Below are 17,290 nucleotides of genomic sequence, written 5' to 3' on the forward strand. Positions count from 1 at the left end.
GTGTTGACCTTTGCTGAGTATTTTTGCGCCAGCATCCAGCCACTAAGGCCTCGACGTGTCGACACTGTGCCCAAAACTAGGGCGCCTGCTTCAATCCCAGGGAGAGCTTTGCCCCTCCCAGGGTTTTAGAACGGCCGACGGTCAACCGGGTATCCATCCACTGGGCGATGCGGGCGACGATAGCCAGGCCCATGCCGTGGCCGGCGTTGCCCCGGCTCTGCCGCCCACGGACAAAGGGCTTGAGCACCTGCTCCGCCTCGCTGTCATCGATCCCCTCCCCGTCGTCCTCCACATGGAGCCACACCCGGTCGCCTTCCTGCCTAAGGGACAGCTCGACCCGGCTTTGGCCGAATCTCAAGGCATTGCTCACCAGATTGTTGACCTGCATCCCCAGATATTGGGGGTCCGCCCTCACCTGAGGCAGAGCCTCAGGGGTGTCGAGTACCAGAGTCATGTCATCACTCTGCTGATGCTCCAGGGCACGGCCCACCAGTTCAGCCAGGTCCAGAGACTGCCAATTGGGGGTGATGTTGGCCTCATCCAGGCGGGCATACTGCAGCAGGATCGCCACCAGCTCCTCCATGGCATCCAGATCCCGGCGGAGCCGCTGCAGATAGCGCTGTCGCTGAGCTTCACTCTGCACCTCCTCTAGGGCCTCGATGCCGAACCTCAACCTGGCGATGGGGGTTTTCAGATCGTGGGACACCGCCCGGCTCAGCAGCTTGTTGTCCTCAAGCAGTTGCTGAATCCGCTCCGCCATATGGTTGAACTCGTTCTCGATGGGCCGAATGTAGGAGACCCTGCCCGAGCTTACCCGCTGCTCCAGCTGGCCCATGCCAAACGCCTGGGCCACCCGGCTGAGGTTGATCAGGCTGCGGATCAGCGGCGACACCCAGACCAGCAGTATCAACACCACCCCGGCGTAGAACATCACGGTAAAGAGCTGATTGATGCCGCTCTGCTGTTCGGGAAACTGAAGGCCTGTGCTGATGCTGAGCACCCTCTGTGTCAAAGGCAGATGGTAGTGGAGGGAGATCCCCTCCTCCGACTCCAGCACCAGGGGCTCACCGGCGAGAAAGCCCGGCCTCAGGCTGGGGGGCAGCACAAAGGCGCGCAGATCGGACAGGGCCAGCTGCTCCGGGTTATGCCGGTTCCAGCTGCGAATCAGCGGCTCGGACTCCTGCTCCTCGTCCAGGGTCCGCGCCAAAGACTCTCCCAGGCGCTGCACCGCCGCCAGCTGGGTGGCGGCATTGGGCTGAGTCTCTGCCTCAGAGTAGACCGAGGCCAGCTCACTGATGGACCAGCCGAGACCGGCGATGGCCACCAACACCACCAGCATCAGCGACAGGGCCAGACGCTTCATCAGCCCTCCTGCTCCTGACAGAACAGATACCCCTTACCCCGAACCGTCTTGATCACGTAGGGTTGAGGCGGCGCCTCCTGCAGTTTGCGTCTCAGCCTGGAAGCACGAATGTCGATGGAGCGATCCAGGCCGTCATACTCGATGCCACGAAGGGTCTGGGTCAGTTCCTCCCGGGTGACCACGGTGCCCGCCCGGTTGGCCAGCAGCCACAGCAGGTCAAACTCATTGTCGTTCAGCTCCACCTTCTGACCGGATACCGTCACCGACTTGGCTACCGCATCCATCTCCAGTTCGCCAAAATGAAGCTGCTCCTTGGGCGGCGCATCCGTGGTGCGGCGCAACAGCGCCTTGATTCGGGCCAGCAGCACCTTGGGCCGCACCGGCTTGGTCAGGTAATCATCGGCCCCCACATCCAGGCCCAGGATCTCATCCCCCTCCTCGCTGCAGGCGGTCATAAACAGCACCGGCCCCCGATAGAAGGCTCGAGCCTCGCGACACACCTCGAAGCCGTCCTTGACCGGCATCATCACATCGAGCAGCACCAGGTCCGGGGTCTCCTCGGCGATCATGGTCAGGGCGTAATCGCCCTGGCTGGCCACCGACACGCTGTAACCGTGTTCAATCAGGTAGTCGCTGATCCACTCCGCCAGGGAGAGATCGTCCTCCACCACCAGGATATGCTTGTTGCTCATCAGAACAGCCTCCAGCCTGAACGGCTCTGCCTTGGCGCCTTATAGACCCAGGTCACCTCCACCTTCACCTCGGCCAGGGGCACAGGTTCCCCCTCCCGGATCAGGCTGAATCGGGTGGTCTTGTCCCCTTCGAAACTGAACAGGTAGTTCTGGCGACTGCGCCCGGTCCAGCACAGCAACTGCTGTCTGTCCCGCGCCTGCATCAGACAAAAGCGACCGCTCTCCGGGGTCTGCCAGTTAAACTCCACGTCCTGGTAGCAGAGCTGGCCCTTGTGCAGTGCGATGCAGCGCTCAGGGGTGGCAGTGAACTGCACCGGGCTGTCCATGCCCAGGGCACTCAGGGGCATCAGCATCAGCGAACAACAGAGGGTACGAATGGTCATCATCATCCCTCCTAAAACACGTAGCTGATGGACACGCTCGCCACGGAGCGGTGATCATCGGTGACGAAGGGACTGTCACTGATCTCTCCGGGGAGAGACCAGAAACGGTAGAAGCCGCGAAACACCAGACTCTGGCTGATGGGGTAGGCCACCCCAAGCTCCACGCCAAAGGAGAGCGACGCATCAGGTTGGTACTCGGGAAACAGGTTGGTGGCCTCCTCCTTGCTCACCCCGTAGAGGTGGCGGTTGAGGGTAGCGGAGCTGTACTCCATGCTGCCCAGCATGTGGAAGTTCCAGTTCCTGACCTGCCAGGACTTGCCCAGGCGTACCGAGCCATACATCCCCTGATCGTCGTAATAGTCGTGGACCAGCCTCATCTGCAGCACGTACTGATTGTCCCAGTAACGGGTGGCCCGCAGACCGGCGCCGATGTAGAGGGAGTCCTCTTCCGAGAGCAGGTAGTAGTTGCGCTCCATCTCATTGAGCTGGGACGGGTCGACCCCGTCGATACGACTGACGGAGCCCAGCAGGTTGGCCGCCAGCAGATCCAACGACCAGTTTTCCGAGTTCCAGAAATTGAACCCCAGGTTGATGCCATCCTGGGACTGGTGAATCATCTCGGCGAACAGGCCGCCATACTGATAAACGCCGCTGATCAGCAGCGATGGCTGCAAGCTGTTCTCATCCTCGTAACGAAGGTCTCCGCTGGAGCCCAGGTAACTGACCGCCGCCCCTATTTCAAAGTAGCCACCGTCACCACTGTGAGCAGCACCACCACTGACACTTTCAGCGATGTCTCCCGCCTGGGCGCCCCAGGAGAGCGCCAGCAAGCCGGCGGCGGTCCCCCGCAATGCTCTGTTCAGGTCCATATCTTCCTGCCGGTTTCTCTGATTGTTATGCCCCGGCCATCAGGGCCGGTGGAACCGATTCGATAACGACTATTCTACCCGCAAATCCGTGTCATCCCCATGCCAGGATACATTCGGATACAGAGTCTTATTCCGCTGGTGGATAGAGTGATCCCATCAAACAGACAAACACCAGAGGGAACATCATGAAACAGATTGCACTGCTCATCACCGCCGCCCTGATCTCCGGCCAGGCCCTGGCTGACGGCAACACCTACATCCGCAACGGTAACATCTACAGCCATGAAGGCAGCTTCTTCGCCGGCGCCGGCGTCGCCACCGGCAGCAAGTTCTACAAAGGCCAGGATCATCAGAGTGGCATCTACCTCAATGGTGGCTACCACGGTGAGGATTTCAACGCCGATCTGGGCGGCATCAACTACCGCTTCTACGGCGACAATGATAGCCAACTGAACTTCAGCGTGTTTGCCGTGGCCACACCGGGCTTCGACTCCGGGGACGCCGACATTTTAAAAGGGATGGAGGACAGGGACTGGGGTGCGGAGCTGGGGCTCAACGCCGATGTCCACTTCGCCCAGGGCACCCTGTCCACCAAGTTCCAGCACGACGTCACCGGCACCCACAAGGGGTATCAGGCCGATCTCACCTACTTCCATCCTTTGGCGCTGGGCTTCGGCGACTTGGTGCCCTTTGCCGGCGTGCACTACGCCAGTAAGGACTACGTCGACTATTACGCCGGGGTAAAAGCCTCTGAGGCAACACCCGCACGCCGTGCCTATAAGGCCGACGACGAATTCAGCTACCACGCCGGTTACCAGCTGGTGGTGCCCGTCAGCAAACACCTGGACATCGTCCACGGCGCCGCCTACACCCGCCTGGGCAATGAGTTTGGCGACTCCCCTCTGGTGGACAGCAAGAACCAGTGGGTGACCACCCTGGGCATGACCTACACCTTCTAACCCTGAGGAGAGAACCATGAGACGCCTGATGCAACTGATGGGCTGCCTGAGCCTGGCCCTGCTGGTGAGCGCCTGCGCCACCTCCTACGACACCGAGAAGTCCTTCTGGACCTTCGGCGAAGGGTTCGACACTGTGCAAATAGCCCCGGACAGCTGGCAGATCAGCTTCGTGGGCAACAACGCCACCGACCGGGCACTGGCGCGCAAATACGTGCTCTACAAGTCTGCCGAGTTGTGCCGCAGTGCGGGCTACCCCTACTTTATGTTCACCAGTGAGCGGGTGGACCGGGACTCCGTCGGCCAGTTCGGCGTAGGCACCGACATCGATAAGGATTTCCTCATCGGCAGCAGCAGTATCGAGAAGCAGACCTCGCTGATTGTGGAGGTGACCGGCCTCAAAGAGCAGGCAGAACAGGGCGACTCTCGGGTCTACTCCACCGATTACATCCTCGGTCACATCAAGATCGACGACTGACCCCTCTGATCTCAGGCCACCTTCCGGTGGCCTGTGTCATTCAGCGGCCCCGTATTTTCAACAAACTGCATAAACTGTTTAGCAAAGGCGGCGGATTATCTTCCAATAAGCGAAAAACTACACTGTCTCCCATACTGTAGAGCCAGCTCTTTCTCTGGCCGCATCACTCATCTGGGAGCCCAAAATGCACAAGACCATTCTGATCACCGGCGCCACCGACGGCATCGGCCTGGAAACCGCCAAGCAACTGGCTTCCCGGGGCCACCACCTGTTGATTCACGGTCGCAGCGACGCCAAATTGCAGGCGGTGGCCTCCCAACTGACCGACTTGCCCGGTGCCGGCAAGATTGAGCTGTATCAGGCCGACCTCTCCCACCTGGACCAGGTCGAGGCTCTGGCACAGCAGATCGGCGAGCGTTACGACCACCTGGATGCACTCATCAATAACGCCGGCGTCTATAAGCTGCCCCAGCCACAAGGCGACAACGGCATCGACCTGCGCTTTATGGTCAACACCATCGCCCCCTATCTGCTGACCAAGAAGCTGCTGCCGCTGCTGGACAGCCACAGCCGGGTGGTGAACCTCTCCTCCGCCGCTCAGGCGCCGGTGGATCTCGGCGCACTCACCGGCAGCAGCCGCCTGTCCGACGGGGTTGCCTATGCCCAGAGTAAGCTTGCCCTGACCATGTGGAACCGTCACCTGGCGGAGCAACTGGGTGAACAGGGACCGGTGCTGATTGCGGTCAATCCGGCCTCCATGCTGGGCAGCAAGATGGTCAAACAGGCCTATGGCGTCAGTGGCGGCGATCTGAGCATAGGTGCCGACATCCTGTGTCGTGCCGCCCTCTCCGACGAGTTTGCCCAGGCATCCGGGCGCTATTTTGACAACGACAGCGGCCGGTTCGCCGACCCTCATCCCCACGCCCTCGACGGCGCCAAGAATGCCGCGGTCGTAGAGGCGATGGAGCAGCTGTTGAGTCAGCGCTGACCCCTGGTGTCATCATCGGCAGCGGTCTCCTCCGCTGCCCCCGTTTCTCTTTGAGTCTGCCATCCCCCCTGGAATGGCTGAGGATCCCTATGCATTATCAAGGCAAGGTTTACCGCCCCTGGCCCGAGGCGGAAAGCGTGCTGATTCAAACCACCCTGGGCTGCAGCAACAACCAATGCACCTTCTGCAACATGTTCAGCGACAAGAGATTCAAGGTTCGCGAGCTTGAGGAGATATTCCGGGACATTGAGCAGGCCCGGCGCCTCTACCCCAAGGTGGAGTCCATCTTCCTGATCGACGGCAACGTCATTGCCGCCAGAACCGAGTTTTTGTTGAAGATCTTCGACAAGATCACCGCCACTTTCCCGGAGATCAAGAATATTGCCCTCTACGCCGGTTACAACGACCTGAGGCGCAAGACCCCGGCCCAGTTGAAACAGCTGACTCAGGCGGGACTGACCATGGCCTACGCCGGACTGGAGTCCGGGGACCCCGAGGTATTGAAGTGGACCCAAAAGGGGATGACCCAGGAGCAGGTAATGGAGGGTGCCGCTCTGGCCAAAGACGCCGGCCTGAAGATGCTGGCCTCCTTCATCTTCGGCCTGGGTGGTCGCCACCGCTCCGAGGAGCACATCCAGGCCACCACGGATCTGGTGAACCAGATTGAGCCGGAGGAGATCGCCCCCATGGCCCTGGCCATCCAGCCCGGCACCGAGCTGGAGCGCCAGGTGCTTTCGGGCGAGTTCATGATGCCCTCCCCTCTCCAGGTGTTGGAGGAGGAGCGCTATCTGCTGCAGAACCTGAACGATTTCGACTGCTACTACTGGGGCGATCACGGCAACAACCTCTCCCGCATGAAGGGGATGCTGCCAAGCGCCCGCCAGCCCTTCCTGGACAGGATCAATCAGCACATCGCCCACAACCCGGTCACTCGTCAGGAGGTGATTCAGACCTTCGCCTGGTAATGCCCAAGGGCCGCTACGGTGGCCCTGAATCTCCCTGCCTCTTCAATCCCCAAACCGCAGCCTGGGACACGTCCTGATATGACGCTGCGGTTACGCTCTTCTCAAACCCCAATCGAGCCATCGCCATGCAGGCACTCATCTTCGTCAATCTGCTGTTTGCCCTGGCCCTGGGCGCCTTCCTGCTGCTGCCGGTGACGTCCAACTGGGCCTGGCTGGGGCTGATTGTCAGCTGGTGTGTTGCCGAAGGCTGGCTGGCGAAAGACGCCAACCTGAAGTGGTGGCACTTTGGCTTGTTGTTTTTGGTACTGGGCGCACTGGAGCTGTTTCTGGTGCTGCATTTTGGAGGCCAGTGATGTTCTGGAAAATCGTCGGCACACTGTTGCTGCTGTGGGCAGGCTGGGATCTGACCCAAGGGTACACCTACCTGTTTGACCGGGTCTATCGGGAGGCCGATCCCCTGCTCTACTGGAGCGCCCTCGCCGCCTGGACCACTTTGGGATTCAGTTGCTTCTTCAGTTGGCACAACCATTGATCTTGACTCATTGAGGAGGGAGACTCTCCATGACCAAACAAACTCTGGGACTGACACTGTCCGCCCTGTTGCTTTCCCTGCCGGCCAAGTCGGCGGACTTGACCATCTCCGTTAACGAGCTTCGAAATCAACAGGGCAGTCTGTTGCTGGCACTGTTCGACAACCCGAAAGCCTACGACAACCTGGATGAGAAGGGCGCCGTTGCCAGCCTGGCGCTCAGACCCATGATAGGCGGCAATACAGTGACCCTGAGGGATCTGCCACCAGGGCAGTATGTGATTACCGCCCTGCACGATGAAAACCGCAACGAGCAGTTGGACACCAACAAGCGTGGGTTCCCCATCGAGGGTTATGGCTACTCACGCAATGCCGGCGCCCTGGAGACGCCCAAGTTTTCTGAGGCAGCGTTCTCCCTGACACCGGGCAACGCAACTGAGTCCATTAAACTCATCTACATCAAATAGGAACACGTCATGGAAAGCCTGTGGGAAAGGACGTTCAACAGCTGGGTGTTCTATGAGTGGGAACTGATTGCAGAGGACTGGTTCTTCCTGTTCGCCATGGCGTTCTTCGGATTCGAACTCATAATGCTGACCTTCAGGGGCAGGATGAGTTGGAACCTGGCGCTGGACTCGGTCAACAACTTTGTCACCCTACTGGCCCACCTGGGGCTGGTGGCTCTGTTTGCCGCCCTCTATCTGTGGAGTTTCTACTGGGCCTGGGAACTTGCGCCGATGCCGTTGCCCAACACCCTGACTACCCTGGCACTGTGCATATTGGCCTGTGACCTGGCCTACTACTGGGAGCACAGGATGGCACACCAGATAGGCATCGGCTGGGCTACCCATACGGTTCACCACAGCTCGCCCCACTTCAATATCTCGGTGGCCTATCGCCACGGTCCTCTGGACGCCATCTTCGGCCTGCCCTTCCTGCTGGTTGTAGTGCTACTGGGATTCGACCCTTTGATGGTATTGCTGTCCGCGGCCCTGGTGCAGCTGTTCCAGACGGCACTGCACACCGAATCCATCGGCCGCCTACCCCGCCTCATCGAGGCGGTGTTCAACACTCCCTCTCATCACAGGGTGCACCATGGCTCCAACCCCCAGTACATTGACAAGAACTACGCCGGCATCCTGATCATCTGGGACAAGCTGTTCGGCACCTTCGCCCGGGAGCAGGAGAAAGTGGTCTATGGTGTGCTGCCTCCAATCGGATCCAACAATCCTCTGGTGGTGCTGTTTCATGGATTCAGCCGACTCTTCAAAAAGATGAAGACAACGCCGGGGTTCGGCAACAAGCTGGCCTGCCTGGTGAGAGGGCCAGGCTGGCAACCCAAACCCCGCTCCTAAAAAAGACGCCCTTTTCTGGGCGTCTTGTCTGTTATTGAACGCAAACGGCCCATTAAAGATTAAGGACAGCAACGCACCGCAGGTTTGATGTCCAGCAACCGGGTGCCACTCAAGCAGTCCAGGCCTCGTACCTGCACCCGGCCATGGTCGATGGACTCGATGGTCACCTCGGACGCGGCAATGGGGTTGGGACGATGGGGCGATCTCAGGGCAAAGGTGCCCACAGGATCCGCCTCAGGGTTGTGGAACGGCACCTGCAACATAGGATGCTGACGGTCCGCGTCGTGGAACCAGTAGAGCACCAGAATCCGCTGCCCCACCTCCAGGGCCGTCAGTCCCTCAACGTACTGGTCCTCCAGCACCAGGGTGCAGAGGGGGCCATCCTTCTGCACATTGGAGGGACACTCCTCTACGGCGTGATAAGGGGTCTCAATGTGCCCAATGAATGTTAACTCTGCGTTCATGCCCTTCTCTCACTCCTATAAAAATCAAACTTGGCGACGGTGCTATCGTTTCCACTCACTGCGGAAGGCCTGGGGTGACTGCCCCGACATCCGTTTGAAGAAGCGGCAAAAGTAACTGGTGTCCTTGTACCCCAACTTAAATGAGATGGTTTTGATGGTCTTTTGGGTAAAGGCCAGTTCCCGTCTCGCTTCGACAGTCACCTTGTCATGGATCAGCTGGGTCACGGTACGGCTGAACCGCTGCTTGGACAGCTCATTCAGCCGCTTACTGGTCATCGACAGCTGCTGAGCATACATGGCCACATCCTTGCGCTCCCGGAAGTTGTCGTCGATGAGGTTCAACAGCCTGACCATGCGCTTATCAGCCATGGTGTCACTGTCATCGCCTTCATCCAGATAGCGCATCATGTAGCGCAGATAACCCACCAGCAGTGCACTCATCAGATCCCTGTCCGGAAGCTCTCGGGCCAGCTCACGACCAACCATCTCCAGCAGACCGAGCAGCTCGCCACCGCCCAACTCATCCAGGCTGATGTAGGGCTCAGTGGAGCGATTGCGCAGAAACAGGCGGTCAATGGGCTGCTGGCAATACTCCCTTGAGCTGATGAACTCAGGGTTGAATGACACCGACACCATCTTTTGCGGCATGGCGTGAACATCATGAACCTGACCCGGTGCGATGAAGAACACCTGACCCGGCATCATGGGAAACTCGCGAAAATCGATGCTTTGTGAACCCTCCCCCTCCAGCACCCAGAAGATCTGGAAATACTCATGACGGTGAGGGTGAGGAGTCTGTCGACCTGGGCGCTGCAGAAACTCCACGTCCAGCGGTACCCCCTCTGGCAACCTCTTGACCTCAATCATCTGAAACGTGTCGCTCCCTTATTGGACCTGCGGTTCACTGGCCTGCGACTCAGCGTGGATAGCACGAACCGGCCCCCTTGATAGTGGGGTCAATTATGGCGTGATGGCGGTGTTTGAGAAGAGGATAAAATGGACATGGGATGGCACTATTTGCACACCCACTTCAAAGCCATCAATAGCACCCACATTGGCAACACCAACCAACTAATTGTATTTGTTATTTTTTATGTGCTTTGCCACTGGTGACGGCATGGACCAAAACTTCCTGGCCAACTCTGCCTCATCCCAGCGCTCTCCGTGGTTCCAAGTAAAGGCCAAGCTGCCTTTAAGGGCCGCTCAACCGCCTCAGCGCATGGGCAGCTTGACTTGAATTATTGACGGTCGCTGCCCCAGCCTTGTTTGTGGTGAATACACCCCGGAATCTCAGCCTAACCCTCTGATCATCACCTACACTTTTGGTAAGACGAGGGACAGTTATCTCACCCTCGAACTTACGACGAAACACGCACCAAGCAGCCCAGCCTCCCCACCTAATCGGCCTGTTGGCATAGCCAGTCTTCAGGGCAGAGGGGCGGCTGCCGCTCAGGGCAAAGACTGATGTCAGTAGAGAGGGATTCAGGAGCTGTGGATGAGTCAACCATTGGCAACCGGCAAACCGCGCGACAGACTGAGCGTCCAGCGCCTTGGGGCGGGATGGCGTGCCGCAGCATTTGCCCTGCTGTGGTGGGTAGTTAGCGACGGCTCGATGTCATCCTGGTGGATCGGAGCTCCAGTGGTGCTGCTGGCGACCCTGGTCAGCCTGAAACTGGTCACTCCCTTCTCCTTCTCCCCAGTCGGGTTTCTCCGGTTTATTCCGCACTTCATCTGGTACTCACTGCGCGGCGGGATGGATGTCGCTTGGCGTGTGTTCCACCCTCTGTGCCCCATCGCGCCAACGCTCATCGACTTTCCGCTGCGATTACCGTCAGGTATGGCCAGGGTGTTTTTGGCCAACACCGTCAGCTTGCTGCCAGGCACATTGAGTGCAGAGTTGGAGTCCAGGGTGCTGAGGGTTCATGTCCTGGATGGGAACAAGGCGGTCACACCGGAGCTGATGGAACTGGAGAGGGTCGTCGCCAGGGTGTTTGGCATCGCACTGCCAGCGGATGACGCAAGCGACCGATTGAGCTGAATCGTCAAAATGCTGGCCGCCCCTGACTGAGTCTGGCCATCGAGAGGAACGGAGACCCTATGCAAACCCTGCAATTCTCATTGGCGCTGTTCCTGTTGCTGAACCTGATTGCCGGGATGTGGCGGGTGTTGACGGGACCTACGGCGGCCGATCGCATGCTGTCCGCTCAGTTGTTCGGCACCACCTCGGTGGCCACCCTGCTGTTGCTGGCCCAGGCCACCGGCCTGACTGCATTGCGGGACGTGGCCCTGGTGTTCGCCCTGTTGGCAGCGGTTACTGCGGTGGCCTTTGTGCGACGAGCCTGGCCGGGAGAGGAGACAGGTGATGACAGCCACTGACGCCCTCTCGATGATTCTGCTTATCTGCGGAGGACTGTTCTTCCTGGCCGGCACCCTGGGGCTGTTGCGATTCCCCGACGTCTACACCCGGCTGCATGCCCTGACCAAGGCAGACAACGTCGGCCTGGGGCTGATCGTGGCGGGACTGGCAATGGAGGCTCACAACTGGCTGGCCGTACTGAAACTGCTGCTGATCTGGGGGCTGGTGATTCTCGCCAGCGCCACCATCGCCCACCTGATTGCCCGGGGTGCCTTGCTGCGAGGTATCAAGATATGGAAGAGGTGACCGCGCTCTACTGGCTGCTGGACGGATTGCTTGGAACAGGGTTGTTCTGCCTTGCCTGGCAGACTCTGGCCAGCTCAGACCTGTTCAAGGCGGCAGTGCTTTTCATCAACTTTGGGCTGCTGATGGCTTTGGCCTGGGTGCGACTCAACGCCGTGGATATTGCCCTGGCAGAAGCGGCCATCGGAGCAGGGCTCACCGGCGCCCTGCTGTTGGCCGCCCTGGCCCGACTGCAGCACAACCGGGAGCAGTCGGATAGGGACCCGGGTCCGCCCCGTAAGGACGAGGAAGGGTGAGATGATCAAAGAACACTGGGTTCGATGGCCGCTGATACTGCTGATCTTTTTCGGGATCGGCTATGCCGTGGTGAATACTCCGGGCCCAGCAGCCCCTCTGCTCACTCAGGTGACCCAGCAGATGGACTCCAGCGGTGTCACCAATCCGGTGACGGCGGTGCTGCTCAACTTTCGTGGCTACGACACCCTGCTGGAGCTGGCGGTGTTGCTGGTGGCCCTGCTCGGTGTCTGGTCTCTGGGTGACCTGACAGCCTATCGCTCTGCCGCGCCCGGACCGGTGCTGGAGATGATGTCACGGCAGCTGGTGCCCGTGCTGCTGCTGGTGGCCGGCTACCTGTTGTGGGCCGGCGCCTCCTCTCCCGGCGGTGCCTTCCAGGCAGGTTCGCTGCTCGGCGCCGCGGGCGTGCTGCTGCTGTTGTGCGGTTGGCAAGTGGACAACCGCTTGCCGGGGCTGCCAGTCAGGCTGATGCTGGTGGCCGGGTTGGGGGTGTTCATCCTCACCGGGGCAGCCCTGCTGCTGAACGGCAAGTTTCTGCAGTTTCCCCCCGCGCTCGCCGCTGACCTGATACTGGCTATCGAGGCGGCCGCCACCTGCTCCATTGGCGTCACCTTGGCGGCCCTGTTTCTCGGCAGCCCACCCACAGGGAGGCCCGGATGAGCCACATCTACCTCTATGCCTTGTTGGGTGTTGCCCTGTTTGTACTGGGGCTCAATGCCCTGCTCGTCCATCGCCACCTGCTGAAAAAGATACTCGCCCTCAATGTGATGTGCAGTGGGGTATTCCTGACTCTGGTGGCCCTGGCCGTCCGCCATCCGCAGCAGCCCGCCGACCCGGTCCCCCACGCCATGGTGATCACCGGCATCGTAGTCACCGTGTCGGCAACCGCCCTGGCACTGCGTCTGATGCTCAGGGTATTCCAGGCCACCGGGAAGAGTGAGCTTGTCGACCACCTGACTGAGTCACACCGCGACCGGAGCCCATAAGCTGAGAATGCAAGGAGTGGACATTGCTGGAGTTTGCCTGGGTCATCCTGCCGATTATCGTGCCGCTGCTGGGGGGCATCGTCTGCTTCCTGTTGCCGGCGCGCTGTCGCTGGCTTGGCTTACTCTGGGCCATCGCCACCCTGATTTGTGTAGCAGGTCTGGGCTGGCAGCTGAGCCAACTGGAGGAGGTGCGCTACCCCATCGGAGGCTGGGGCGCGCCCCTGGGCATCGACCTGTTTGCCGACGGGCTGAGCCTGATGATGCTGATGACCACCGCCCTGACCGGACTGGGGATCAGTGTCTATGCGTGCGGCTACTTTGGCGCGGACAAGGCAGGTCACTTCTGGCCTCTGTGGCTGCTGCTGTGGGGTGCACTCAACGCCCTGTTTCTGTCCGCAGACATCTTCAACCTCTACGTCACCCTGGAGCTGCTTGGCTTGGCGGCAGTCGCCCTGGTAGCCCTGGCCGGCGGCGCCCAGGCGCTGACCTCTGCCATGCGTTATCTGCTGGTGGGCCTGCTGAGCTCGCTGTTTTACCTGTTGGGGGTGGCCCTGCTCTATCACGGTGTTGGCACCCTGGACCTCGCCCTGCTGGCCGAGCGGATAGTCCCGTCACCTTCGGCATGGGTGGCGCTGGGGCTCATGGGTGCCGGCCTGCTGATCAAATCCGCCCTGTTCCCCCTGCACTTCTGGCTGCCTCCGGCCCACGCCAACGCCCCCACTCCGGTCAGCGCGCTGTTGTCGGCCCTGGTGGTTAAAGCGGCCTTCTACATTCTGCTGCGTCTTTGGTGGGCCCTGCTGCCGGCCACCACAGTGCCATTAGCGCAACTGCTGGGAGCACTGGGGGGCATCGCCGTGGTGTGGGGCGGCCTGCTGGCACTGCGTCAGACCCGGTTGAAGCTGCTTATTGCTTACTCGACGGTCTCCCAGCTCGGCTATCTGTTCCTGGTTTTTCCCCTTGGCATCGGCCTCGCCTGGAAAGGCGCGGTATACATGGTGTTGTCTCACGCCATGGCCAAAGCCGCCCTGTTTATGGCGGCAGGCAACATCCTGGCGGCAGCCGGACACGACCGCATTGCCGAGTTTGACCCCATCCTCCAGAAACTGCCTCTGACCATAACCGCCTTTACCCTGGCCGGAGTCAGCATCATGGGGCTGCCTCCCAGCGGGGGATTCGTCGCCAAGTGGTTGCTGTTGCAGGCGTCAGTTCAGTCCGGGCAGTGGTGGTGGGCCCTGATTCTGCTGCTGGGCGGCTTCCTGGCCGCGGCCTACCTGTTCAGGGTGATTGGCTGCGTCTTTACCCAAGCCAAACCCTCGACATCACTACAGGAGATCTCGCCACAGATGGCCTGGCCTCCTTTGGTGATGGCCTTGCTGGCGATCCTCCTGGGGCTGCTCGCTGCACCGCCTATGACGATGATGGAGCTTGGAGCACCATTCAGCCTAAGGGGGAGCGGATGAGTTGGAGCCAGTCCCTGCCGCTGCTGATCCTGGGCAGTTCTCTGCTGCCGGGTTTGATTATCTTCCTGCTGCCGGAGGAACGGGTCATCAGCCGCACCACCCTGAACCTGGCCGGCGCTGTGGTGAAGATAGCGCTGGTGCTGGCGATGCTGGCAGGCATGTTGCGAGGCGAGCACTACCAGGCTCAGTTGCCCCTGACCGAGGGTCTGGATCTGATGCTGCGCGCCACACCCTTATCGATGCTGTTTCTGCTGCTCTCCGCCATTCTCTGGCTGGTCACCACAGTCTACGCCGTGGGCTACCTGGAAGACTCCCCCAATCGCAGCCGCTTCTTCGGCTTCTTCAGCCTGTGCGTGACCGCCACAGTCGGTGTCGCCCTGGCGGGCAACCTGCTGACCTTCCTGCTGTTCTATGAACTGCTGACCCTGTGTACCTATCCGCTGATCGTCCATCGCGGCACCGAGGTAGCGCGACGGGCTGGCCGAAACTACCTGGCCTACACCGTTGGCGGCGGCGCCCTGCTGCTGCTGGCCACCGTGTGGCTATTCACCTTGACCGGCTCCCTGGACTTCCGGGAGGGCGGATTCCTGGCCGAAGTGGATGCCTCCCTTCACCCGCAGCTGACTCTGGTGTTCGTCTTGCTGATCGCCGGACTGGGGGTCAAGGCGGCGCTGGTCCCCCTCCATGGCTGGCTGCCCCAGGCGATGGTGGCACCGGCCCCGGTCAGTGCCCTGTTGCACGCGGTGGCCGTAGTCAAAGCCGGCGCATTCGGCATCATTCGCGTCATTTTTGACGTTTATGGCATCAACTTCGCCGCCAGTCTGGGGCTGATGCTGCCCCTGGCCGCCCTGGCCGCCATCACCATAGTCTACGGTTCGGTCAGGGCACTGTTCCAGCAGGAGCTGAAACGGCGGCTGGCGTTCTCCACCGTCAGTCAGATAGCCTACATCATCCTCGGCGTTGCCCTGGCGGGCCCCATTGCCGCCACCGGCGGCCTGGTGCATCTGGTGCATCAGGGGGTACAGAAGATCACCCTGTTCCTCTGTGCCGGAAACCTGGCCGAAACCCTGGGCATTCACCACATCGAGGAGATGGACGGGGTGGGCCAGCGCATGCCCTGGACCATGGCTTCCTTCACCCTGGGGGCGTTTGGCATGATAGGGGCTCCGCCCCTGGCGGGGTTCTTCAGCAAGTGGTATCTCGGGCTCGGAGCCCTTGAGATGAACCAGGGCTGGGTGATCCTGGCCCTCTCCGTCAGCAGCGCCCTCAACGCCGCCTACTTCCTGCCTATCCTGCACCGCGCCTGGTTCAGGGAACCGCCGTCGAGCTGGCCGGCGGAGCGCAATCTGGGGAACCAGGAGACCGCCTGGGCGCTGCTGCTGCCTCCCCTGGCAACGGCAGTCATGATCGTGATGCTGGGGGTGCTGGCCTCCGCTCCCTTCGGCCTGGTGGAGTGGGCCGGCATCATCGCCGACCGGGGGTTCGCCCCATGACGCTGATGACCCTGCTTCTGACTCTGGCTCCGGGGCTGCCTCTGACTCTGGCCCTGCCGTCACTGCGCCGCAGCTTGCCCTGGCCGCTGCTGCTGGCCCTGCTGCCTGCGGCAGTGCTGGCGCTGGTGCCAACCCCGGCTTGGGTGTCCCTGTCATGGTTCAAGGCCGGGGTCGCCCTGAGCCTGGACCCGACCGCGCGCTGGTGGCTGGCGATGTCGGTGGTGGCCTGGGCCAGCGCCTATCTGCTGTTGCCTGCCACCCTTAGAGTCTACCGGGGCACCTGGCTGTTGCTGGCACTGAGTGGCCAGATGGGCGCACTGCTCAGCACCGAGCTGATGGGGTTTTACGCCTTCTCGACCCTGATGAGCTACGCCTTTATCGGCTTGCTGCTCACCGACTTCGACCCGGCCAACCGTCGCGTCGGCCAGCTCTATCTGGTGCCGCTGATCATCGCCGACCTGCTGCTGTTTGACGCCATGCTGCTGGCCACAGACGCCATTGGAAGCCTGAGTTTTAGCCACCTGGCACAGACTGGCTCTCCCGGCCTCTACCCTGTATTGGTGGCCCTGGGCTACCTGCTGAAGATGGGCCTGTGGCCCCTGCTGCTGTGGATTCCCAAAGGGCACCGTACGCCCAGCCCGGCGCTGTCACTGCTGTTCTGGATCGGTCCCGTCGCTACGTCTCTGCTCGGTCTGCTGCGCTGGCTGCCACTGGGTATCCTTGATGCCCCCATATCCGGGGCCCTGCTGCTGACCACCGGGGCTGGCGTGGTTGTGTACACCTTGTGGCAGGGAATAACAGAGAGGCGCAGGAACAAGCTGAGCACCCTGGTGGTAAGTCTGACCGCTGCGGGGATGACCCTAGTGATTGGCGCCAGTCTGATGCAGCCCACCCTCTGGTCCGAGGTTGAAAGCGGGCTTCCTTTGCTGGCGGCCGTCGGCACCGGGGCACTGATCCTCATCGGTGCCCTTAACTTGGGGAAGGAGGACGCCGTCAGCCGAGAAGAGTCAGCTATGCCGGTCGGCCACAGCGTTGTGTATCGAAGGGTAAGAGGGGCAACCACCCTTAGCCTGCCCAGGCTGCGAGCCGCCTGGCTTGGCTATGGGCGGGAGTTATGGCTGAGACACAGGTGGCCACAACGCCTGGAAGGCGGTGAACGCTACCTGCGTCAGTGGCGCCTGGCCATTACCCTGCTTCTGCTGCTGGCGGTCATTATGGTGGCACTGCCTGTGTCGGCGTACTCATGGATTTGAACAATAAAGTTTGACACAAGCATCTGCTGGCTGCCAAATGGTCGGCTCTTGGTGATCTTTTCTGGTTTCACAACGGCCAGCCCACTTTATCGCGAGCGGCGGT

At 60.8% G+C, this 17,290-nt stretch carries 23 protein-coding genes; 17 read left to right on the forward strand and 6 right to left on the reverse strand.

Annotation, left to right across the window (positions count from 1 at the left end):
- Nucleotides 1–76: 76 nt before the first annotated feature.
- The 4 genes from QUE41_RS20985 to QUE41_RS21000 are packed head-to-tail and all read right to left on the reverse strand — an operon-like array spanning nt 77 to nt 3,307.
- A complete protein-coding gene (locus QUE41_RS20985; protein WP_286340895.1) occupies nt 77–1,363 on the reverse strand; it encodes an ATP-binding protein in 1,287 nt (428 codons plus the stop codon).
- On the reverse strand, nt 1,363–2,058 hold the full coding sequence (locus QUE41_RS20990; protein ID WP_286342990.1) for a response regulator: 696 nt from the start codon (nt 2,056–2,058) through the stop codon (nt 1,363–1,365). The genes QUE41_RS20985 and QUE41_RS20990 overlap by 1 nt, the downstream gene beginning before the upstream one ends.
- Nucleotides 2,055–2,441, reverse strand: coding sequence for a DUF3019 domain-containing protein (locus QUE41_RS20995; RefSeq protein WP_286340896.1), 387 nt, complete (start codon nt 2,439–2,441; stop codon nt 2,055–2,057). The genes QUE41_RS20990 and QUE41_RS20995 overlap by 4 nt, the downstream gene beginning before the upstream one ends.
- A gap of 8 nt (nt 2,442–2,449) precedes the next feature.
- Complete coding sequence (locus tag QUE41_RS21000) at nt 2,450–3,307, reverse strand: MipA/OmpV family protein (RefSeq protein ID WP_286340897.1); 858 nt, start codon at nt 3,305–3,307, stop codon at nt 2,450–2,452.
- Nucleotides 3,308–3,492: 185 nt separating this feature from the next.
- Here QUE41_RS21000 and ompV point away from each other — a divergent pair, with 185 nt between their 5' ends.
- From ompV to QUE41_RS21040, 8 genes are all read left to right on the forward strand, one after another.
- A complete protein-coding gene (ompV, locus tag QUE41_RS21005; protein ID WP_286340898.1) occupies nt 3,493–4,266 on the forward strand; it encodes an outer membrane protein OmpV in 774 nt (257 codons plus the stop codon).
- Between the two features lie 16 nt (nt 4,267–4,282).
- The gene (locus QUE41_RS21010) at nt 4,283–4,741 is read left to right on the forward strand and encodes a CC0125/CC1285 family lipoprotein (protein ID WP_286340899.1); all 459 of its coding nucleotides are present in this window, start codon (nt 4,283–4,285) and stop codon (nt 4,739–4,741) included.
- A gap of 184 nt (nt 4,742–4,925) precedes the next feature.
- The gene (locus tag QUE41_RS21015; protein WP_286340900.1) at nt 4,926–5,729 is read left to right on the forward strand and encodes an SDR family NAD(P)-dependent oxidoreductase; all 804 of its coding nucleotides are present in this window, start codon (nt 4,926–4,928) and stop codon (nt 5,727–5,729) included.
- An 89-nt stretch (nt 5,730–5,818) separates the two neighbouring features.
- On the forward strand, nt 5,819–6,694 hold the full coding sequence (locus tag QUE41_RS21020) for a B12-binding domain-containing radical SAM protein (protein ID WP_286340901.1): 876 nt from the start codon (nt 5,819–5,821) through the stop codon (nt 6,692–6,694).
- Nucleotides 6,695–6,819: 125 nt separating this feature from the next.
- Nucleotides 6,820–7,047, forward strand: coding sequence for a hypothetical protein (locus QUE41_RS21025; protein WP_286340902.1), 228 nt, complete (start codon nt 6,820–6,822; stop codon nt 7,045–7,047).
- Nucleotides 7,047–7,226: a hypothetical protein gene (locus QUE41_RS21030; protein ID WP_286340903.1), complete on the forward strand. Its 180-nt coding sequence runs from the start codon at nt 7,047–7,049 to the stop codon at nt 7,224–7,226. The genes QUE41_RS21025 and QUE41_RS21030 overlap by 1 nt, the downstream gene beginning before the upstream one ends.
- A 29-nt stretch (nt 7,227–7,255) precedes the next feature.
- A complete protein-coding gene (locus tag QUE41_RS21035; RefSeq protein ID WP_286340904.1) occupies nt 7,256–7,690 on the forward strand; it encodes a DUF2141 domain-containing protein in 435 nt (144 codons plus the stop codon).
- A 9-nt stretch (nt 7,691–7,699) separates the two neighbouring features.
- Nucleotides 7,700–8,578 (forward strand): sterol desaturase family protein, encoded by an 879-nt coding sequence (locus QUE41_RS21040; protein ID WP_286340905.1) that lies wholly within the window; start codon nt 7,700–7,702, stop codon nt 8,576–8,578.
- Between the two features lie 59 nt (nt 8,579–8,637).
- On the opposite strand, the gene QUE41_RS21045 is transcribed toward QUE41_RS21040, so the two are convergent.
- Nucleotides 8,638–9,042, reverse strand: coding sequence for an SAM-dependent methyltransferase (locus QUE41_RS21045; protein WP_286340906.1), 405 nt, complete (start codon nt 9,040–9,042; stop codon nt 8,638–8,640).
- 42 nt (nt 9,043–9,084) lie between these two features.
- Nucleotides 9,085–9,909: a helix-turn-helix transcriptional regulator gene (locus QUE41_RS21050; protein WP_286340907.1), complete on the reverse strand. Its 825-nt coding sequence runs from the start codon at nt 9,907–9,909 to the stop codon at nt 9,085–9,087.
- 628 nt (nt 9,910–10,537) lie between these two features.
- On the opposite strand from QUE41_RS21050, the gene QUE41_RS21055 reads away from it, so the two are divergent.
- Genes QUE41_RS21055 through QUE41_RS21095 form a run of 9 tightly spaced genes read left to right on the forward strand, consistent with a single transcriptional unit; the run spans nt 10,538 to nt 17,187 of the window.
- Entirely contained in the window at nt 10,538–11,080 is a 543-nt protein-coding gene (locus QUE41_RS21055; RefSeq protein ID WP_286340908.1) for a Na+/H+ antiporter subunit E, read from the forward strand.
- Between the two features lie 59 nt (nt 11,081–11,139).
- Nucleotides 11,140–11,418: an MrpF/PhaF family protein gene (locus QUE41_RS21060; protein WP_286340909.1), complete on the forward strand. Its 279-nt coding sequence runs from the start codon at nt 11,140–11,142 to the stop codon at nt 11,416–11,418.
- The gene (mnhG, locus tag QUE41_RS21065; RefSeq protein ID WP_286340910.1) at nt 11,405–11,704 is read left to right on the forward strand and encodes a monovalent cation/H(+) antiporter subunit G; all 300 of its coding nucleotides are present in this window, start codon (nt 11,405–11,407) and stop codon (nt 11,702–11,704) included. Before QUE41_RS21060 ends, mnhG begins: the two co-directional genes overlap by 14 nt.
- Nucleotides 11,692–11,997 (forward strand): Na(+)/H(+) antiporter subunit B, encoded by a 306-nt coding sequence (locus QUE41_RS21070; protein ID WP_286340911.1) that lies wholly within the window; start codon nt 11,692–11,694, stop codon nt 11,995–11,997. Before mnhG ends, QUE41_RS21070 begins: the two co-directional genes overlap by 13 nt.
- 1 nt (nt 11,998) lies before the next feature.
- Nucleotides 11,999–12,655, forward strand: a complete 657-nt coding sequence (locus QUE41_RS21075) for an MnhB domain-containing protein (protein WP_286340912.1) — start codon at nt 11,999–12,001, stop codon at nt 12,653–12,655.
- Nucleotides 12,652–12,981 carry a sodium:proton antiporter gene (locus tag QUE41_RS21080; protein WP_286340913.1) on the forward strand — a complete coding sequence of 110 codons (330 nt, stop codon included), beginning with the start codon at nt 12,652–12,654 and terminating at the stop codon, nt 12,979–12,981. Before QUE41_RS21075 ends, QUE41_RS21080 begins: the two co-directional genes overlap by 4 nt.
- 23 nt (nt 12,982–13,004) lie before the next feature.
- The gene (locus QUE41_RS21085; protein WP_286340914.1) at nt 13,005–14,441 is read left to right on the forward strand and encodes a complex I subunit 5 family protein; all 1,437 of its coding nucleotides are present in this window, start codon (nt 13,005–13,007) and stop codon (nt 14,439–14,441) included.
- Nucleotides 14,438–15,934: a complex I subunit 5 family protein gene (locus tag QUE41_RS21090; RefSeq protein ID WP_286340915.1), complete on the forward strand. Its 1,497-nt coding sequence runs from the start codon at nt 14,438–14,440 to the stop codon at nt 15,932–15,934. Before QUE41_RS21085 ends, QUE41_RS21090 begins: the two co-directional genes overlap by 4 nt.
- A complete protein-coding gene (locus tag QUE41_RS21095) occupies nt 15,931–17,187 on the forward strand; it encodes a proton-conducting transporter membrane subunit (RefSeq protein ID WP_286340916.1) in 1,257 nt (418 codons plus the stop codon). The genes QUE41_RS21090 and QUE41_RS21095 overlap by 4 nt, the downstream gene beginning before the upstream one ends.
- The last annotated feature ends 103 nt before the right edge of the window (nt 17,188–17,290 follow it).

Origin of the sequence: Ferrimonas sp. YFM (assembly GCF_030296015.1) — a bacterium.
Taxonomy (GTDB): Bacteria; Pseudomonadota; Gammaproteobacteria; order Enterobacterales; family Shewanellaceae; genus Ferrimonas.

Bases quoted from the DNA above. Each gene is read 5' to 3' on its own strand.
- QUE41_RS20985 (WP_286340895.1), bottom strand. From the start codon at position 1,363: ATGAAGCGTCTGGCCCTGTCGCTGATGCTGGTGGTGTTGGTGGCCATC.
- QUE41_RS20995 (WP_286340896.1), bottom strand. From the start codon at position 2,441: ATGATGACCATTCGTACCCTCTGTTGTTCGCTGATGCTGATGCCCCTG.
- QUE41_RS21000 (WP_286340897.1), bottom strand. From the start codon at position 3,307: ATGGACCTGAACAGAGCATTGCGGGGGACCGCCGCCGGCTTGCTGGCG.
- ompV (WP_286340898.1), top strand. From the start codon at position 3,493: ATGAAACAGATTGCACTGCTCATCACCGCCGCCCTGATCTCCGGCCAG.
- QUE41_RS21010 (WP_286340899.1), top strand. From the start codon at position 4,283: ATGAGACGCCTGATGCAACTGATGGGCTGCCTGAGCCTGGCCCTGCTG.
- QUE41_RS21015 (WP_286340900.1), top strand. From the start codon at position 4,926: ATGCACAAGACCATTCTGATCACCGGCGCCACCGACGGCATCGGCCTG.
- QUE41_RS21020 (WP_286340901.1), top strand. From the start codon at position 5,819: ATGCATTATCAAGGCAAGGTTTACCGCCCCTGGCCCGAGGCGGAAAGC.
- QUE41_RS21025 (WP_286340902.1), top strand. From the start codon at position 6,820: ATGCAGGCACTCATCTTCGTCAATCTGCTGTTTGCCCTGGCCCTGGGC.
- QUE41_RS21030 (WP_286340903.1), top strand. From the start codon at position 7,047: ATGTTCTGGAAAATCGTCGGCACACTGTTGCTGCTGTGGGCAGGCTGG.
- QUE41_RS21035 (WP_286340904.1), top strand. From the start codon at position 7,256: ATGACCAAACAAACTCTGGGACTGACACTGTCCGCCCTGTTGCTTTCC.
- QUE41_RS21040 (WP_286340905.1), top strand. From the start codon at position 7,700: ATGGAAAGCCTGTGGGAAAGGACGTTCAACAGCTGGGTGTTCTATGAG.
- QUE41_RS21045 (WP_286340906.1), bottom strand. From the start codon at position 9,042: ATGAACGCAGAGTTAACATTCATTGGGCACATTGAGACCCCTTATCAC.
- QUE41_RS21050 (WP_286340907.1), bottom strand. From the start codon at position 9,909: ATGATTGAGGTCAAGAGGTTGCCAGAGGGGGTACCGCTGGACGTGGAG.
- QUE41_RS21055 (WP_286340908.1), top strand. From the start codon at position 10,538: ATGAGTCAACCATTGGCAACCGGCAAACCGCGCGACAGACTGAGCGTC.
- QUE41_RS21060 (WP_286340909.1), top strand. From the start codon at position 11,140: ATGCAAACCCTGCAATTCTCATTGGCGCTGTTCCTGTTGCTGAACCTG.
- mnhG (WP_286340910.1), top strand. From the start codon at position 11,405: ATGACAGCCACTGACGCCCTCTCGATGATTCTGCTTATCTGCGGAGGA.
- QUE41_RS21070 (WP_286340911.1), top strand. From the start codon at position 11,692: ATGGAAGAGGTGACCGCGCTCTACTGGCTGCTGGACGGATTGCTTGGA.
- QUE41_RS21075 (WP_286340912.1), top strand. From the start codon at position 11,999: ATGATCAAAGAACACTGGGTTCGATGGCCGCTGATACTGCTGATCTTT.
- QUE41_RS21080 (WP_286340913.1), top strand. From the start codon at position 12,652: ATGAGCCACATCTACCTCTATGCCTTGTTGGGTGTTGCCCTGTTTGTA.
- QUE41_RS21090 (WP_286340915.1), top strand. From the start codon at position 14,438: ATGAGTTGGAGCCAGTCCCTGCCGCTGCTGATCCTGGGCAGTTCTCTG.
- QUE41_RS21095 (WP_286340916.1), top strand. From the start codon at position 15,931: ATGACGCTGATGACCCTGCTTCTGACTCTGGCTCCGGGGCTGCCTCTG.